This is a genomic window from Sphingobacterium sp. GVS05A (assembly GCF_019969845.1).
Classification (GTDB): domain Bacteria; phylum Bacteroidota; class Bacteroidia; order Sphingobacteriales; family Sphingobacteriaceae; genus Sphingobacterium.
On the sequence record NZ_JAHXYR010000001.1, the window covers coordinates 663419 to 676696 of the forward strand.

A 13278-nucleotide genomic window follows, 5' to 3' on the forward strand; every position below is an offset into this window, starting at 1 on the left:
ACCCATCCTTAAACAAGGATGGGTCAAATTTACATTATTTTTTACTTATTGATTGAAGCGATAACGGACGCCAAGTTGAATTCTCCAACGCGATGTTTCGTCAACACTATTTGAAAATGTACTGGTCAATGGAATCTGATTCGTCGCATCTAAATAAGGGAAAGAAAAAGTTGGTTGGCCCTCCGCATTGAGTCCTTTATAATTTAGGATACCATTCGCCTTATTGGCAAATTGTGCCACACCCCAACTTTTATTGATCATATTTCCAAAATTGAATACGTCGAATGTAAGCTGTAATTGATGTTTTTTTCCACCAGCATTTAAGAATACATCCTGAGCAACGCGGATATCAAGCGTACCGATCATTTTTCCGACCAACGCGTTGCGTTTCGCGTATTGACCCCGGTGTGCATTCAGGTAGCTGTCCTGATTGATATAGCCATTCAATTGTGACCACAGTTGATCTGGCGTACGCATATCTTTGTCATTATCACCTACCAATGCGATTTCCGCCTTATTATTTGGAATATAAATCAAATCGTTACCAGACAGACCATCATTATTTAGGTCGCCTCCATAAGTATAAGAATAGCGTGGGCCATCCTGCAATTGATAAAACAAGGAGAATGTTGTTCCCAAATGATCAAAATACTCTTTCCGGTAAGAGAAGTTGGCAATAAATCTGTTTTTTACCAGGTAAGTTGAATAGGAGAGGTCCGCATTATTCGGGTTCCCAGATACATACCGATCCCGCCACATCGATTGTGCAATAGAACCGCCGTCGTTAACGGATCTTGAATCAGTATAGGTATAACCGATATTAGCAAAAAATCCACCTTTAAATTCTTTGGATAATGTTCCTGTCAGCGTATAGCTATATCCTTTTGAAGTATTGGACATGACGATCGCATCTGAAATATTTGGATTTTCAGGAGTAGGTTTCGCAGCACCATATATACGTTGTGTCGTATAACGCATACGGTTATCAGCACCGGTTAAAGCTGTACCATCTGTCGTATTTAGATTGACATTTCGGAAATAAACAGAATTGATATCCTTGGAATACATTGCCTCAAATGTACCGATGACTCCGCCTGGCAATTTTTGGTCTACGGCAAGATTTGTACGCCATAGCTGCATAAATTTGAAGTTATTGGCCGTAACAGCAAGGTTATAACTCGAATTGTTTGCCGCAGTTTGATGATTCACATTGCGATAGGCATCCACATCCGGAGTAAAAGGACGATTGGTGGGCTTGTCTATTGTTTCAGATCCAAACATAACACCATTGTTGCCAGCTTGGTTGGAGATCCATACCAATGGCGGGCGACCGGTAAAGATCCCTGAACCCCCACGTATTTGAGTTTGATTGGTTCCATTGACATTCCAGTTAAATCCAATACGGGGTGACCAAAGAATAGTTCCTTTAGGGTATTTTGAAACATCAATTTTTTCGCCCTGATCAAAGGTCAATTTGCTGACATTATCATTTTTCAGATCACTGGGTGATGATAAGTGTGTGTAATCAGCCCGTAGTCCAGCGGTGAGTTTAAAATGATTATTTACAGCAAAGGCATCCTGCACATACAGGCCAAACATATTGGCAGAAACCTCTGCATAAGGGAACGATCCATCAGCCAATACAGAATACTGTATCTGGTATTTTGTTGCATTTGAAACGCCTTTTTTGGCTGAATTATAAAAATCGTCAAGACTGGCAAAAGTATAAGCTCCATAGTAGTTTGGTGCAAAGCCGTTTCTTGTTCTATAATTTTCAAAGTTAGCGCCTAGTGTAATTTCATGCTTACCAGCATATATATTGAAGTTGTTAGTCGCTTGAAAAACTTTTGTTTTTAGACTGTTAAATGCCGTAAAGGGTTCATAGCCAAAAGCAGTCATGCTACTACCATCAGGATTCATAATATCTACCAAAGGGAATGGCTGTCCACCTTTAGATTCTCTATAGTCATCCATCACATTATAGCCTACGGTTAGGGAGTTGGAATACTTACTACTGATACGCGTACGCAGCTCCAGATTCACATTATCCATATTGTTGTTGATACCGTAGCCCGCTGAACTAAAGGGTAGGCTTATATTCGAGGGTTGTCTATTGTTTTTTGGCGCCCCACTATTTGACGGCAGGATATCCCGATAAGAGCGGAAGTAAAAGTATTTGGCACTCAGCGTATTTTTGGAGTCGATGTTGTAATCTAATTTGATCGAAAACTTGTCACTGCGTGTATTCAAAGGATAATCTTGATAGGAGCCAGGGTTGTATCCGATAGATTTGAGATAGTTTGCTAGATCATCTAGTTTTTCGGCTGAGACAGTTGACACATTCGGGCCCGTGTTGCCTCCGCGTGAAGCGATAAAGTTTGTTCCGGGATCCACCCTTCGCTCAATTTCTCCACTAGCAAAAAAGAAAAGCTTATTTTTAATAATTGGACCGCCGACTGTAAACCCATATCCTTTGAGATTAAAATTATTGACAGGAGCTTTCAGACCCGCTGAATTATACTTATTGACGAGATCCTGATTTCTGAAATAATAGTTTAATGAACCCTGTATTTCATTTGTACCACTTCGAGTGACAGCATTGATTGCAGCGCCTGTAAAGCCATTCTGTCTCACATCGTAGGGAGCGATATTAACAGAGATCTCTTCAAAAGCATCCATATTAATCGGTTGCGAGTTTGTCTGGCTTCCAATTGTCCCCTGTAGTCCAAAAGCATTGTTAAACAATGCGCCATCAATCGTGAAGTTGTTCGCAAGATTGCTTCTTCCTGCAAATGAAGGATTGCCGTATTGCATTGAAAATTGAGGCGTCAGCTTGACGAAATCTGTAAAACTTCGGTTGAGTGTGGGTAGATTCTGTATTGCCGTACGTGAGATATTCTGTGAAGCTCCAGTTCGACCTGAATTGAAGACTTTTCCCTGCCTTGTGCCCACGACAACTACTTCTTCCAAAAGCCGATCATTGGCGATCATCTGAATATCAAGTGTTGAACTTTGTCCCAATGCCAGTTTTTCTACTTGCTTGACATTTGGTGTATGACCTAAATAAGTTACCGTGATTTGATAAGGACCACCGATACGCATATTCGGAAGGTTATAACGGCCATCGTTGCGTGATGAAGTCGTGTATTTTGTCCCAGATGGTAAATGGATAGCCTCAATTGTTGCACCATTGATAGGAGTGTTCCCCTCTCTGACTGTTCCATTTAGGGCAGAGGTAGTTTCATTTTGCGCATAGGTAATCGATGTACCAATTGTGCTTAGCAAAATGCTGGTAATCAAATGTTTTCTCATTTGTTTAGTAGCTGTTTAAATGACTAGGTGATTTTTTAAACCGCGGTAAAGGTAGTGCTGTATTATTGATCTTAGGTTAAGTAAGTATTATTTAAATGTTTTGGAGGATGGTGCTAAATGCCGATTTTTCCATCGCGATATAGGTTGATCGCTGCATTTAAAATAGTTCTAATGGTCTCCAGTGGAAGATCCTCATTTGGATTAACAGGAAATACCTTCATCCGTGAACGTGTTCCGGTTTCGAGCACAGGATAATTCAGATATTTTCCTTCTACCATTAGCAGATAAGGATGTTTTGTTTTTTTATCGGTCCACAGGTAACAAAATGCTTTGTTCTTATAGCAAAAACAAGGCATTCCATATTTTACCGTTTCCCTGATTTCTGTATCCTGTTGGAGAATAATATGCTTTAGTGCCAACAAGCAACTCTTATTGGGCTCTTGCTGGCTTAAATAAAACTGGTTGAGTTCTTGCATACTTATAGATTTTATACTGCCTTTTTCTAAACGGATTAATTTTTATTGATTTGCCGTTTAGACAAAGATACATTACACCTGAATTTTTATCATATCCTTCACTGTTTTTTTGAGAGTTTTGTATCTTCAGATCCATTAGTTTATAGTAAGTCATGAATCCATTAATCCAGCAGCTCAGAAGATATGGGCATCTCAATGAAGCCGCCGAAAAGGAGATCGAACAAAGGATCAAGTATTTTTCGAAGCGTAAGGGAGAACATTTTCTAAAAGAGGGGCAGCATGTATCCAGTTATTTTGTGCTCAGTAAAGGTCTGATTCGAGCCTATTTCTTCAAAAATGGGCGGGAACTCAACAGCTGGTTTGGTGAAGAAAATCAAATTTTTGGATCGATATTACCTGTATATACAGAAAAACCTTCCTTTGAGAATATTCAATTTCTAGAAGATTCGGAGGTCTATGCAATTGCTGTGGATGATCTGAATGAACTCTATCGTAAATATCCGGCGTTAAACCTTATCGGAAGAAAAATTGCGGAGGAAGTATGCATTGTCTTAGAAGAACGTATTATCTCGTTGCACACCGAATCTGCTATAGAACGCTATCAATCGCTGATTAAGTTGCAACCAAATTTGCTAAATCGAGTCAATCTTGGCCACATTGCATCCTATTTGGGAATTACGCAGGAGACCTTGAGCCGGATCAGACGTTAACGAACGATTTTGATATAGATCAAAAAATGCCGTCAATCAAGTCACTACTTTTGTAGTGGATCATTTAAATAATTGAAAATGAATTGGATTGCATTAATTATCGCTGGTGTTTTTGAAATTGGTTGGCCTTTAGGATTAAAGATGGCACAACAGCCAGATGGCAATAAATTTGGTTGGATTATATTGGCTGTTGTCTCGATGACTATCAGTGGAGCACTATTGTTTTATGCGCAAAAGGCTATCCCAATCGGTACAGCCTATGCGGTTTGGACTGGTTTAGGTGCTGTCGGTACATTGTTGGTCGGGATATTCTTCTTCGGCGATTCAGCAAATGTCTTTAGACTTTTGTCGGCGATGCTAATTGTGGCGGGTATTGTAGGCTTAAAAATATTTTAATAACAATCAGGGATTTTGATATCACTATGCATATAAATAGGAGTGATATCAGAATCCTTTCTCTTTTATTGGAAAAACTAACTCTTTATATTTCCCATATACTGCTTGATTTTGAATAAATCATATTTTTTTACCTAAAAAATCAATAATCTGGTTTAAAACCTACTATAAAAGAGGATGTTGGGATGATTTTTGTTGCGTACATAAATTATGAGGCAAGAATTAGCAGATAAGATTGCATTGTATAGTAAACGGTACGGCTTGTTTATGCATCCCGACTATGTGAGCTTTGCCCGCGATACAACAAGGCTGTTGATTCGCAACGAATGCCTGCGAGTAGGGGATATAAAAATATATCAGGACTATGTAGCCTCCCATTATCCCGAAGATCTCCCTTGGGAAATGAAACAATATCAAGAAGCGTCCAAGGCTTTGATAAAAATGGATAAAGTAGCGGCTATAGCCTGGGTCACAACAAATCAAATTAATCTTTTCGAATCTGATATTTTTATTGATGATGAAGACGCGATTTTACGTCCGATCCAGTTTAAGAGCGATGAGGTGTTGCGTTATAATTTTAATACATTGGAAGAACTGATTTATAACCATCAATTACCCGATGATTTATTCCGCAAAAACAGGGCGTACTTTTGGATAGATGCCCGTATCGATTTGCGATAATAGTTTCGACGGACAATAGGGCCGTCTATAATGATACTTTCCAAAAGCATTTTTAAGAAAATACTTTTGGAAAGCTGTAAAAAGTACTACTCTGCCTGTAAGACAAATACCTCATTATTATTTCCAAGAGATATGGTTGGAAATTTCTTGTTAAAGTCAACCCTCACATCTCCTTTACCCACTGTAAGGTCACCATTAGAATCCCATTCCAAAGCGACGTAATATTTTATGGGATCAGTTTCATTAACTGCCGGTTTGATTAATTTGTAATGATTTTTTGGAAGATCCAATTTGATCTCAAATGGTAATTCACTTTGTTTAAAGCTTTTTTCAGCTATTATCGTTGCTGGTACATCTGCGATGTTTGCAGCCACAGCATAGAGGGTAATTTTACCAGAAGGATTTTTGATGGTAACGGGATTGGAATTCTGAAGTTTTACCGATACACTGTTTTTAGTTGAATCCATTTTTTCTTTATGTTGGATTGTTGAACAACTGCTGCTTATAAGCGCAACAGATAGTAATGATATGATAGATTTGATCATTGTAATTTTTATTTAAATGTTTGAAAAACTATACTAATTTATAGTATGAAATATTATAATTTGAAAGGTACACCAACATTGGCGATACCCAGATATCCGAAACCAAATTCGCCATATACACCGATTTTATTACCATAACGAATACCGAATGGTGAAGCTTGGTAGGATAGTGCGCCAAAGTTGTCGGAGTTATCTTTTTGACGGTTGTGGTATTGTGCATATCCAACAGCACCCTTACCGTATAAGTTCAATTTTCCCCTATCCAGATAGAGATATTTTGCATTTACCAGTCCACCATAAGCGCTCCATTTGGAATCTCCAAGATCATCCTTGTAACGGACTGTATTTTTTCCATAAAAACCGTCGATTCCCACTGAAAATCGTTGTGTTAAATTGAGCGAGTATCCTGTGGAAATAGCACCGGTACCCTCGGTACTTTCCACTCTTCTGCCCACGATCCCCATTGTAATCCAATCTCCCAATAGTGTTCCGATTTCTTGGACAGGTACAAGCCCATAGCCAACTCTGATTTCAGATTTTCTTTGCGGGATTTCCTGTCCGTAGCCTTTTAATTGCGAGAGTGCAATAAGGCAAATCATGATCATTTTTTTCATTTAATATATGTAGAAGCCACGATTTTGGTGACTCTCTAACTCTTAACGTGTTCGGAATTTAATTCGATACATTAATGTTTAACAAATATTTTATTTCTTTTATTTTCTATTTTTTGAATTTTAATTCTGAAATATAGATGTGTCGCTGAATATTGATAAATGAAGAAGATAAAATCTATAAGTATCAGGTTGCTGTACATAGTAGACAGGCTATTATCTAACAGCCCACTCGTCAAATCGTATCGCTGGCATTAATCCTGATTCTACCTGAGAAATAGATTGGTCAATTTCAATTTTTGTCTGTGCGACTACAGGAGAGGCAATTGCAAAGAAAAGTAATAGGTTAAATAATGATTTGCTTGTGTTCATGTACTTAGAGGTCAGTTTATTTTATATATGGTTAATACCATATCACAATTGTTTTAATACTGTATAATTTGTTAAAACTAACAGTTATTTCGAATCTTCAAGTACTTTTCTGACATGGTCAACCCATTCGTGGGCAGGTATACTTTTGTCTATATAAAAATCGGGTTGTATCCCTTTATTATCAATGGCCATTTCAGGGATCCGGTAACTTTTGCTAAGTGAATAGCCCAGCCTATATTCTTTGCACGGGGATTCAACAAAATACATATTTGAGATGTCAAGTACACCAGCGGTTGTTGTACCGAAAAGCTTTACTTTTTTACTTTGCTTAGCCTCAAGTAAAAATTGCTCTGCCGTGCTTCCATTTCCACCATTGATAATGATAGCCACTTGTTTTGGATAGGGAAGTGCTGTGTGGCTTGAATCAATATTGATCATTGTTCGGTTTGGCCTAAGATTGACAAACTTTCCTAAATGATTGCTTAAACTATCATATGCAGCTTTATAGAAAGGAACGTCTTTTGGATCAATACCATATTCTTCATACTTTTCACAGAAGTCCAACATCCGTTGGTTATTTAATTTTGTGGAATAAAATGTTACACCAACGGTACGAATAGGGTTTGTATATAAAAAAGGAATAATTTCAGCATAACTGCCATCACTACCACCACCGTTATTTCGGATATCAATAATTAAGTTTTCTGTTTTTTCCAACTGCGGTTTATGCACAGCGGTAAGGCTATCAATTGTTTGTTTTTGCCTACCGTTAAAGCTGGGGATACGTAACAGAATTGTTTTTGTATTAATCTTTTGCAGATAAGGTTTATCTGTTGAGTATGATCTTGCAAAATCAGCTTCTAAAGGCGTGTTTTCTACTGTCGGATATTTTCTAGTGTATAGGTAATTACCCAATTGAAAGATATTTTTCCCAATGGCTAATGTGGAGGATATTTTTTCCTGGGATTTATCTCTAAGATAATAAGTGCCTTCTGATAGTTCGTTGTTTAGGGTGAATTTGACGTCACCGACCACCCAATTATCCGCTGTAGATCCGACGATAATGCCTTTATATCCTTCAGGATACTTTTTGATAGCTACTTTGTATGGAGGAGAGTCCCATATTCCCTCTAAATCTTGTCTTTTTTTCGCAGAGAGATAAAGCTTAAATTCTTCTTCGGAGAAAGGGATGGAAGGGTGAGCTATCTTGACGCTATGATCGTCTTTGGAGACAAGTACATCAACATCTTTTCCATCGATTCGGTTGATCGACAAATGGCCTTTGCGGATAAACTGTAGCCATTCTGATAGGAGTTTTGTACAGTCTAAATTTGATTTAACACCTGCTAATTTCTGCTCTATTTTAGTGTTATGCGCTTGGTAAGCGTCCAACCCTTTTTGGTCTAAGACATATTGAAAACCAGCATCATTTTCTTCGATAATTTTTTTAACCCATTTAAGGTTTTCAGCACAATTGCAGTTTTGTGCTTGTAAATTGCAGCTGAAAATGAAAATAAAAACAAAAGATAGAATAAGCTTAAACATATTATTTAGGGTTTTTAATTAGCTGAGGTATAACAATTATTTAGCCAAGTTTATAGTTGCTTTGTTTTGAGTCAGATATGCTTTGCTATGGATTTTAAAAATGTTCGATGACGGGCATAATTGTTCGTTTACGAACGGTGCATGTTGCGAAATTTTGCTGGGTATTCGGTACAACGGGACTCAATTTTAAAATGAGGAGCGATTGTAAATCGTGCTAAAATTAGCTGAACTTTAATTGTGATTTAACCTGTCCAGATCAGAAATAAATAATCAGGTATTTGGGGTGAATAAATAAAATCAGGCCAAAAAAAATCCTTCGTTCATACAAAAAACGAAGGATTTTTGAGGCTATATGCAGGGGTGATTATAATTGTTTTATCTTTAGATTTCTAAAGGATACACCCCTTGACCAGTCTTGAAGAGCGAGCTTGCCACTAACATGTTGACCGAATTCCGGAAAATCTTTGAAAGTACTATGTTTTACCAGATCCTTCCATTTTTGCGAATTGAAATCCATTTCAGCTGTGACTGTACCATTCAGGTAGAAGGTTATTTTACCGTCTTTTTGTATAATGCTTGATTGGTTCCAATCATCTTTAGCTTTGGTGCTGACAAAATTTTGTTGTGGTAAAAACGTATAGAGACAACCAGCACGTTTCAATGGTTTGTCAAAGTCAGGGTGCGAATCTGCGAGCAATTGATATTCAGGGCCTGAGTGATAAGTCGCATTGATATCCGGCTGTTCCTGTACATTGACGAAAACGCCACTGTTGCCTTCCTTTTCCAGTTTCCATTCAAATTTGAACTCATAATTCTTATAGTCAGTGTTGGACACAAGATCATATTTTTGACTTTCGTTGTTTGGATCACAATAGATTGTACCATTCCGCACCAACCAGGCTGTCGGTGCTTTTTTCTCATTGTTGTAGGTATGCCAATTGTTCAGGGTAGTGCCATCAAATAGGAGCTGCCAGCCTTCTTTTTGTTCTTCCTCAGTCAATGTATTTGGAGCACTCGCCTCCTTATTACACGAATAAAATAGACAGCTGATACAGGCAGCCACTGCAATTTTTTTGAATAGGTTTAAGTTTATCATTGTTTAAAGTTTGTCGTATATGAATGTTTTTAGGGACTTGATATACTAAAATAAATTTTAATGTTTGCTTTCCATTATAAATACAGGCTCTTATGCAAATTTGTTACAGAGGAAGCCGATGTAGGGAACTACTTTTCAGCGGAAATAATCAACATCATTGGCCTTCTCAATTCGTCGCCCATTGCTGGAAAATTTTCGAGCATTTCTGTACTGGGTTCAGGTTCAACACAAGCGTTTATTTTAAATCCACTTTGTAGAATGCTACTGAGATAAGAAGTAATTGTTCTATGGTATTTCAGAACCGTATTTCCCAAAAATGTTGTCTCTCTGGCCCCCATGAGAAAATAGTTGTCTACAGGCCAATAGAGTTTGTCTCCATCTTTGTTGTATATCCAATCTTGGTTGCCCTGCGCGGTAAAAACAGGATGCTCTATCGAGAATAAAAATTGCCCTCCAGGTTGGAGCCAATTGTAAATATTCCGACAGAGTGCATCAAAGTCTTTTATGTAGTGAAATGCCAAAGAACTGATCACCAGATTAAATTGTCCGGATCTGAAAGTAAGCTCTTCAATTGCATTTCGTTGATATTTGATTCCCTCCAGTTTATTGATCTCGTTGGCCTTCTCCAGCATTTTTTCGGATAGATCTACACCAATAACAGATTTTGCGCCATTTTCAATCACATATCGACAATGCCAACCATATCCACAGCCTAAATCGAGCACAGCATTGTCTCTCAGGTTTGGTAAGAGCTTTTGAAATTCATGCCATTCGCCAGCTCCCAATAAGCCTTTCTGTGACCGGTACATTTTGCTATATTCTTCGAAAAATTTTGGATCGTCGTATTTATTTTCTTGCATCTAATTGTTGCGGGTTAAGTTTGCTCCCTATTCTTGATTGCCTAATTTACAGATTATTCATGTTTTTTGTTTTTATTACGCTTATTTTTTGCGTAGTAATACGATTTGTTATTAAATTAATGGCATGGTTGATAAAAGTTTTATGACAAGTTTTGGTGTACTAGAACGCAGCGAAGGTCCAGAGGAAACATCCGTGTGGTCTATCCGGATTGTTGTGGACAACCGTTTTTTTGATGGAGAAATTCCGCTTTATATACTAACCAAAGCAGAAAAGCCAAGTGTTAACATGCTAAGGCTTGCCGAAGCTATTCTTGGTAATATGGAGAGTTATCTCGAAACTGGAATATCCTTTTTGAAGAGAACATTGACCGAACAAGCTATTGATTTCAAAATAAGCGATAGGGAAAGGGAGTATTTAGCGAGGGAGATCGAAGAGTTTCCAGTGGATCTCCCCGAAGTTATTCTTTACGATGACCAGGAGGAATGGGTGCTGCGTTTTGCTGAAGGTTTATTTAGCATTTGTGATCCTTATGGTATCAATATAAATTTTTCTTCAGATATGCCAATCTCGGTAGACAACTTAGAAGATAGTGAGGAAATCTAATTTTCCTTAGCGATTGACCAATTCTTACCGATAAAAATGCCGTAGTAGTCATCAATCAATCAATCAATCAATCAATCAATTAGCCGTTGACAGGGACTGTATCCCTCATTTTGGATAGCTCATCTCACAAATCAATTCTCATTTTGATAAAATAACCCTGTCATTTTGATAGGATCTAGCTATTTTGATTTTAGTCTTTTCTTTTTAAATCTATTGTCTTTTAGTGTTTTACGTTGTTTGTGAAAACTGTGGAATATTGTTTGGCATATAGGGACAACGTATATAAAAATGAAAATGATTAGAAAAATAAAAGAATCGGCACAGAGCCCGCCCACATTGAAGCTGATATACCGACCGCGGATGATATGACATCTCCAAGATTGAAAATAATAGTTCACGAATCTTTAATAATCCACACCAAAGTGAAAACACTAGTACCGATAATAACTGGAATACATTGCTTTTAGTTATTCTTTAAAATCTGATGGATCCCTTTGAGAAAAATTAAGAAAATACAAAGTAGAACAACACTTAAGTTAACGTTAGCCATGAAAGATTTAAAAGAAAATCAGGAGCAGCAGTCGCCCCGGAAATTGTCTATAGATCGCATAGCGAAGGTTGTGATGATCATCTTGATCCTTACCATGATCTATCAGCTGTATCTCGGTTAAATTTTGAAAAAACAATCGCGATATCAGCTTTTGGCGAAAGGATATAGTCGGAGTAGCCATTATGTCGAGTATATAATGGGCTGCAGTCCTTAGCCGGAATAAAACGAATCTAGGTGATAGCAGAATGACAATGATGGGAAAATAAATGCCAAAGCGTAGCAATACGAATAGAATAAATGACAATCAAAAATTAAATAAATGAAGAAATTAACCCTGTTGACCTCCCTTGTACTTGGGTCAACATCAATATTTGCACAGGAAGACACAACAAAAAATAACCCGCTTTCATTCAACGGATATGTGGAAGCTTATTATATGCGGGATTTCAATAACCCTCTTGGAAATACACGTCCGGGTTTTGTTTACAGCCATAACAGGAACAATGAAGTGAATATCAATCTGGCCTTGCTAAAAGCTACTTATAATACGGAGAACACGCGAGCCAATGTAACCTTGGCAACAGGTACCTACATGAATGCCAACTATGCGGCGGAACCTGGAGTATTGAAGAATATCTATGAAGCCAATGCTGGTGTACGCATCTCAAAGAAGCATAATTTATGGATTGATGCCGGTATTTTCTCTTCCCATTTGGGTTTTGAAAGTGCCATTGGAAAGGACAATTGGACAGTGACAAGGAGCCTTTTTGCCGATAATTCGCCCTATTTTGAAACCGGCGCAAAAATATCTTACACCTCTGCATCTGGAAAATTATTTCTTAGCGGACTTGTATTAAACGGTTGGCAACGTATACAGCGTGTCGATGGTAATAGTTTGCCTGCCTTCGGACATCAGCTTGTATATAAGCCGACCGATAATTTAACGATCAATAGTGGATCTTTTATCGGCAGTGATAAAGCGGATAGTGTCAGACAGATGCGCTATTTTCATAACTTATATGCTATTTATCAGCTAAATAAACAGGTCGGATTCACGGTGGGTTTTGACATCGGTGCAGAGCAAAAGGAAAAAGGGAGCAGCAAATACAATGTCTGGTATACCCCGGTATTAATTGCCCGTTATGCAGGATCTGATAAATTCAGCCTTACTGCTCGGGGTGAATACTATCAGGATAAAAAGGGAGTCATTATCTCTACCGAGGCAAAAAATGGGTTCCAAACATTTGGCTACTCGATCAATGCTGATTATGCAATTCTCCCCAATGTACTTTGGCGGACAGAAATACGTAATCTGACCAATAAAGAAGCAATTTTCCTAAATCGGAATAATAGTTTGGTAAAAAATAGCACAACAGCTGTTATGGCACTAACTGTTAGTTTCTAAATAAAAACAAACCTTGCTGTTGGATCAATAGACAACAGCAAGGTTTTCGAAATGATGCGCAAAAAATGCTGCACCCCATTTTCAGCGGTATAGTTCTGTCTCAGTTGTGGGAGCA

The 13278-nt window shown here is 37.9% G+C and carries 14 protein-coding genes; 6 read left to right on the top strand and 8 right to left on the bottom strand.

What is annotated here, in order from left to right; genetic code table 11:
- Positions 1–45: 45 nt before the first annotated feature.
- Together LC454_RS02865 and LC454_RS02870 are read right to left on the bottom strand one after the other, a co-directional pair.
- On the bottom strand, positions 46–3312 hold the full coding sequence (locus LC454_RS02865) for a carboxypeptidase regulatory-like domain-containing protein (protein ID WP_223579101.1): 3267 nt from the start codon (positions 3310–3312) through the stop codon (positions 46–48).
- 113 nt (positions 3313–3425) lie between these two features.
- The gene (locus tag LC454_RS02870) at positions 3426–3788 is read right to left on the bottom strand and encodes a DUF1801 domain-containing protein (RefSeq protein ID WP_223579104.1); all 363 of its coding nucleotides are present in this window, start codon (positions 3786–3788) and stop codon (positions 3426–3428) included.
- A gap of 152 nt (positions 3789–3940) precedes the next feature.
- Between LC454_RS02870 and LC454_RS02875 the strand changes: the two genes are divergently transcribed.
- From LC454_RS02875 to LC454_RS02885, 3 genes are all read left to right on the top strand, one after another.
- On the top strand, positions 3941–4498 hold the full coding sequence (locus LC454_RS02875; RefSeq protein WP_223579107.1) for a Crp/Fnr family transcriptional regulator: 558 nt from the start codon (positions 3941–3943) through the stop codon (positions 4496–4498).
- Between the two features lie 78 nt (positions 4499–4576).
- Positions 4577–4894, top strand: a complete 318-nt coding sequence (locus LC454_RS02880) for a DMT family transporter (RefSeq protein ID WP_223579110.1) — start codon at positions 4577–4579, stop codon at positions 4892–4894.
- A gap of 210 nt (positions 4895–5104) precedes the next feature.
- Complete coding sequence (locus LC454_RS02885; RefSeq protein ID WP_223579113.1) at positions 5105–5575, top strand: hypothetical protein; 471 nt, start codon at positions 5105–5107, stop codon at positions 5573–5575.
- 86 nt (positions 5576–5661) lie between these two features.
- Here the strand turns inward: LC454_RS02885 and LC454_RS02890 are convergent, their stop codons facing one another.
- The 6 genes from LC454_RS02890 to LC454_RS02915 form a co-directional block, all read right to left on the bottom strand.
- Positions 5662–6042 (bottom strand): hypothetical protein, encoded by a 381-nt coding sequence (locus tag LC454_RS02890; RefSeq protein ID WP_223579116.1) that lies wholly within the window; start codon positions 6040–6042, stop codon positions 5662–5664.
- A 131-nt stretch (positions 6043–6173) separates the two neighbouring features.
- Positions 6174–6734, bottom strand: coding sequence for a porin family protein (locus LC454_RS02895; RefSeq protein WP_223579120.1), 561 nt, complete (start codon positions 6732–6734; stop codon positions 6174–6176).
- 213 nt (positions 6735–6947) lie between these two features.
- Complete coding sequence (locus LC454_RS02900; RefSeq protein ID WP_223579123.1) at positions 6948–7103, bottom strand: hypothetical protein; 156 nt, start codon at positions 7101–7103, stop codon at positions 6948–6950.
- 84 nt (positions 7104–7187) lie between these two features.
- Positions 7188–8648: a S41 family peptidase gene (locus LC454_RS02905; RefSeq protein WP_223579126.1), complete on the bottom strand. Its 1461-nt coding sequence runs from the start codon at positions 8646–8648 to the stop codon at positions 7188–7190.
- Positions 8649–9012: 364 nt separating this feature from the next.
- On the bottom strand, positions 9013–9744 hold the full coding sequence (locus LC454_RS02910; protein ID WP_223579129.1) for a DUF1080 domain-containing protein: 732 nt from the start codon (positions 9742–9744) through the stop codon (positions 9013–9015).
- A gap of 128 nt (positions 9745–9872) precedes the next feature.
- Positions 9873–10604 carry a class I SAM-dependent methyltransferase gene (locus tag LC454_RS02915; protein WP_223579132.1) on the bottom strand — a complete coding sequence of 244 codons (732 nt, stop codon included), beginning with the start codon at positions 10602–10604 and terminating at the stop codon, positions 9873–9875.
- Between the two features lie 124 nt (positions 10605–10728).
- Between LC454_RS02915 and LC454_RS02920 the strand changes: the two genes are divergently transcribed.
- The 3 genes from LC454_RS02920 (at position 10729) to LC454_RS02925 (ending at position 13163) form a co-directional block, all read left to right on the top strand.
- On the top strand, positions 10729–11208 hold the full coding sequence (locus tag LC454_RS02920; protein ID WP_223579134.1) for a hypothetical protein: 480 nt from the start codon (positions 10729–10731) through the stop codon (positions 11206–11208).
- Between the two features lie 548 nt (positions 11209–11756).
- On the top strand, positions 11757–11879 hold the full coding sequence (locus LC454_RS26345) for a hypothetical protein (protein ID WP_262903021.1): 123 nt from the start codon (positions 11757–11759) through the stop codon (positions 11877–11879).
- A gap of 198 nt (positions 11880–12077) precedes the next feature.
- Positions 12078–13163 (top strand): porin, encoded by a 1086-nt coding sequence (locus tag LC454_RS02925; protein ID WP_223579137.1) that lies wholly within the window; start codon positions 12078–12080, stop codon positions 13161–13163.
- Positions 13164–13278: the final 115 nt, after the last annotated feature.

What these genes read in the sequence shown, in the direction of transcription:
- LC454_RS02865 (WP_223579101.1), bottom strand. Translation starts at nt 3,312, where the DNA reads ATGAGAAAACATTTGATTACCAGCATTTTGCTAAGCACAATTGGTACA.
- LC454_RS02870 (WP_223579104.1), bottom strand. Translation starts at nt 3,788, where the DNA reads ATGCAAGAACTCAACCAGTTTTATTTAAGCCAGCAAGAGCCCAATAAG.
- LC454_RS02875 (WP_223579107.1), top strand. Translation starts at nt 3,941, where the DNA reads ATGAATCCATTAATCCAGCAGCTCAGAAGATATGGGCATCTCAATGAA.
- LC454_RS02880 (WP_223579110.1), top strand. Translation starts at nt 4,577, where the DNA reads ATGAATTGGATTGCATTAATTATCGCTGGTGTTTTTGAAATTGGTTGG.
- LC454_RS02885 (WP_223579113.1), top strand. Translation starts at nt 5,105, where the DNA reads ATGAGGCAAGAATTAGCAGATAAGATTGCATTGTATAGTAAACGGTAC.
- LC454_RS02890 (WP_223579116.1), bottom strand. Translation starts at nt 6,042, where the DNA reads ATGGATTCAACTAAAAACAGTGTATCGGTAAAACTTCAGAATTCCAAT.
- LC454_RS02895 (WP_223579120.1), bottom strand. Translation starts at nt 6,734, where the DNA reads ATGAAAAAAATGATCATGATTTGCCTTATTGCACTCTCGCAATTAAAA.
- LC454_RS02900 (WP_223579123.1), bottom strand. Translation starts at nt 7,103, where the DNA reads ATGAACACAAGCAAATCATTATTTAACCTATTACTTTTCTTTGCAATT.
- LC454_RS02905 (WP_223579126.1), bottom strand. Translation starts at nt 8,648, where the DNA reads ATGTTTAAGCTTATTCTATCTTTTGTTTTTATTTTCATTTTCAGCTGC.
- LC454_RS02910 (WP_223579129.1), bottom strand. Translation starts at nt 9,744, where the DNA reads ATGATAAACTTAAACCTATTCAAAAAAATTGCAGTGGCTGCCTGTATC.
- LC454_RS02915 (WP_223579132.1), bottom strand. Translation starts at nt 10,604, where the DNA reads ATGCAAGAAAATAAATACGACGATCCAAAATTTTTCGAAGAATATAGC.
- LC454_RS02920 (WP_223579134.1), top strand. Translation starts at nt 10,729, where the DNA reads ATGGTTGATAAAAGTTTTATGACAAGTTTTGGTGTACTAGAACGCAGC.
- LC454_RS26345 (WP_262903021.1), top strand. Translation starts at nt 11,757, where the DNA reads ATGAAAGATTTAAAAGAAAATCAGGAGCAGCAGTCGCCCCGGAAATTG.
- LC454_RS02925 (WP_223579137.1), top strand. Translation starts at nt 12,078, where the DNA reads ATGAAGAAATTAACCCTGTTGACCTCCCTTGTACTTGGGTCAACATCA.